This is a genomic window from Pseudoalteromonas sp. SG43-1 (genome assembly GCF_014164415.1).
GTDB lineage: Bacteria > Pseudomonadota > Gammaproteobacteria > Enterobacterales > Alteromonadaceae > Pseudoalteromonas > Pseudoalteromonas distincta.
Genome location: NZ_JACJFD010000057.1, coordinates 1 through 3069, shown reverse-complemented (window position 1 = coordinate 3069; position 3069 = coordinate 1). Strand labels below are relative to the sequence as shown.

Genomic DNA, 3069 nt, shown 5'->3' with positions numbered 1-3069 from the left:
GTACAAATTGCTTCAGCCTCAGCGTAATTTTTTGACTTAACATTCAGTGCGCAGCTATTAAATGATTGCTCAAGTGGCTGTGGCGCTGTTGCAGTTTCAATAACCATTAATTTGTAATCACTTTGATCAGCCATTGCAGCAGCTGAACATGTTAATAGTGAGCTAAGAGCGATAGTTTTGATAAGTGTAAATTTCATGATTAATTTCCTGTAAGTTAAGTCGTACTTGTTGCCGACAACTGAACTTTAGAGAATTAACACAACCCCGACAAACGATTAAAACAAACCTAATAAGTGAAGAAAATTAACCTATAGACCTTAGTCTAATACGTTTAAACTTTTTCTATATATTTAAATAACTTACGAACCAACAATCGTGCCTAAAATCGCTACTTTACGTTTTAAAATGTATATAATTATTTATGCTTTTTTTTAGTTGGTTTTATTTTAAACACCTTGCTTTGGCATAGCTGAGTAACTATTAAACAAATTTATACACTTAATTACATGCAATACTAAGTTATGTATTTATAATTACAGCTCTGGTAACTTTTCATCATTAATGGGTTAACTTTTTTGAAACACATACTTCCTCTTTTTGTTTTATTAAGCACGCTTTTATCATTTAGCCAAAATGCTAACGCAAGACTTTTGCTCGGTAATGACATGCCTAACACCGGTATGTTTATAAAATCAGAATTTAATGGCGATAGCAGCATTACATCTGCAGGTGTAGAAATGATGGTTAAGCAAAATTACAGTAACTTTGGTGTTGTTTTTACAAGCGCAATTGGCGCGGCAGTAATCGATAATAAACAAGGCGAGCAAGAAGAATTTATAACGTGGGACAACGGCATGAAGCTTGGTTATTTTAATGACTTTTTTATATACGCCGAGCTTGGCTTAGATCTGTTCGAACTCGCCTTTAAAAACGATAGAGGCGATAACACCTACCAAATAGAAAAATCGAACAACGACATAGACGGCTACGCAGGTATAGGTGCGGGTTATCACTTTAAGCCATTTAAAATAGAAGTATTTACCCGAGCACGCCAAATAGATGGCGACTACTGGGAAGCACAAGAACATATTTACAGCGGTGTGCAGCTCAGCTTTACGTTTTAATTGCCCTTTTTTTTATAAGAAAAATAAAAAGCGTATGAAATACAGCTATTTCACACGCTTTTTAAAAAATTATATTTAACGGATAGTTTTGGCTACTTTGCCAATACTCAAACCCTGAATTAAAATAGAAAACACCACAACCGCATAAGTAAGAGCCAATAAAATATCGCGCTCGTTCCCATCAGGTAGTTGCAATACCAGTGCAACCGAAATACCACCACGCAAGCCACCCCAGGTTAAAACTTTCCACGCACCAGATGGCAACTCTAATTGCTTATTAAATGTAGTGGTTGTTATACCCACAACAACTAAACGTGCGAGTAACGCGATTAAAATTGTTAAGCCACCAGCAATAAACAAATTACTCGAAAATGCAATCATGACGACCTCAAGCCCTATGAGTACAAATAAAATGGCATTTAAAATTTCGTCAATCAGCTCCCAAAACAAATCAACGTAATGGCGTGTTTTATCGCTCATAGCCATACTGCGACCATGATTGCCCACCATTAACCCCATCATTACCATTGCAAGTGGGCCCGACAAATGCCAATGGCTTGCAAGTGCATAACCACCAATAACGCCCGCTAAAGTAAGTAGTACTTCTTCTTGGTAACTATCAATACTTTTAAGTAAGTAATATAAAATACCACCTAATACCAAACCAAAAACAATACCGCCACCGGCTTCTACCGCCAGCGTGTGCGCTACATAATAAGTTGTAGGAATATCACCACTTGATAAAACACCCAATAAAAGCACAAAAATAACCACGCCTATACCATCGTTAAACAACGATTCACCCGCAATCACGGTTTCAATACTTTTAGGCGCACCCGCAGATTGTAAAATTCCCATTACCGCAATCGGATCGGTTGGCGAAATTAATGCGCCAAACAGTAAACACCAAATAAACGCTAAATCAAAACCGAGCAAAGGAAGCACTAAATAAAGCGCACCAGCAATAATAACCGTTGATAGCAACGTACCAACACAGGCCAAAATACCTATTGGCAATTTATAGCGCCTTAAATCGCTAACATTTACATGTAGCGCCCCAGCAAAAAGTAGCATAGAGAGCATGCCATCGAGCAAAACTTCAGTAAAATCTAACTGATCTAGCAAGCTCACTTCGTAATCTATAAGATCATCAAACCCTAAAAAGCCCAAAAATATAGCGCCGATAGATAAAAGCATCGAAATAACCATAACGCCAATGGTTGTTGGCAAGCCAATAAAGCGATGGTTTACATAGGTGAGTAACGCGGTAATTGATAAAAATATCGCACTTATTTCAAGTACGCTTAGGCTGGTTCCTGGTGCCATGGTTTAAATCTCAATATTTATTTAATGATGCCTTGCTCAAAATAAGCAAAGCAGAAGGGTTATTATTTTTATACGGTTATCTCGCATTATATTCGTGTAGCCTAAACAAGCATACCCAAAATATTAATTATAAATACACACCCTACTCTGTTAACGTATTTAAAGTATTAACTCACGCGTTAAATAAAACAAAAAAACCCATGTTAGGAATTAACCTAACATGGGTTTTTTTACTCTCGCTATTTTATAACATGCTTTTGGTAAGCACTTTATAAAAGCGTTTATAAAGTGCTTATAAAGAAAGCTCTTCTTTAGCGCGAGTTAAGTTGTGCGATACCATTGTACTTGTAGACATTTGGTTTGCTTCGTATAAATCAGCAAGGCCAGCAGTGTCGTTGTTCGCTTTTAAACGTGCAACACCACGGTTGCTTAATGCAAACGATGTAAGTTGGCGTACTTTAAATTTAGGACCATCTGCGTCTTTTAAAAGCGCAATTGCTTTAGTACAAATTGCTTCAGCCTCAGCGTAATTTTTTGACTTAACATTCAGTGCGCAGCTATTAAATGATTGCTCAAGTGGCTGTGGCGCTGTTGCAGTTTCAATAACCATTAATTTGTA

3 protein-coding genes and 1 pseudogene are annotated in these 3069 nt (G+C 37.0%); 1 reads left to right on the top strand and 3 read right to left on the bottom strand.

What is annotated here, in order from left to right; all coding sequences use genetic code 11:
- A pseudogene (locus tag H5159_RS20635) lies at positions 1–197 on the bottom strand (hypothetical protein); the annotation flags it as partial.
- A gap of 378 nt (positions 198–575) precedes the next feature.
- Here H5159_RS20635 and H5159_RS20630 point away from each other — a divergent pair.
- Positions 576–1124 carry a hypothetical protein gene (locus H5159_RS20630; RefSeq protein WP_039488156.1) on the top strand — a complete coding sequence of 183 codons (549 nt, stop codon included), beginning with the start codon at positions 576–578 and terminating at the stop codon, positions 1122–1124.
- 75 nt (positions 1125–1199) lie between these two features.
- Here the strand turns inward: H5159_RS20630 and H5159_RS20625 are convergent, their stop codons facing one another.
- Together H5159_RS20625 and H5159_RS20620 are read right to left on the bottom strand one after the other, a co-directional pair.
- On the bottom strand, positions 1200–2450 hold the full coding sequence (locus H5159_RS20625; protein ID WP_182780960.1) for a sodium:proton antiporter: 1251 nt from the start codon (positions 2448–2450) through the stop codon (positions 1200–1202).
- Between the two features lie 292 nt (positions 2451–2742).
- Positions 2743–3069: hypothetical protein (locus H5159_RS20620; protein ID WP_182780959.1), on the bottom strand; the 327-nt coding region annotated here is incomplete at its 5' end.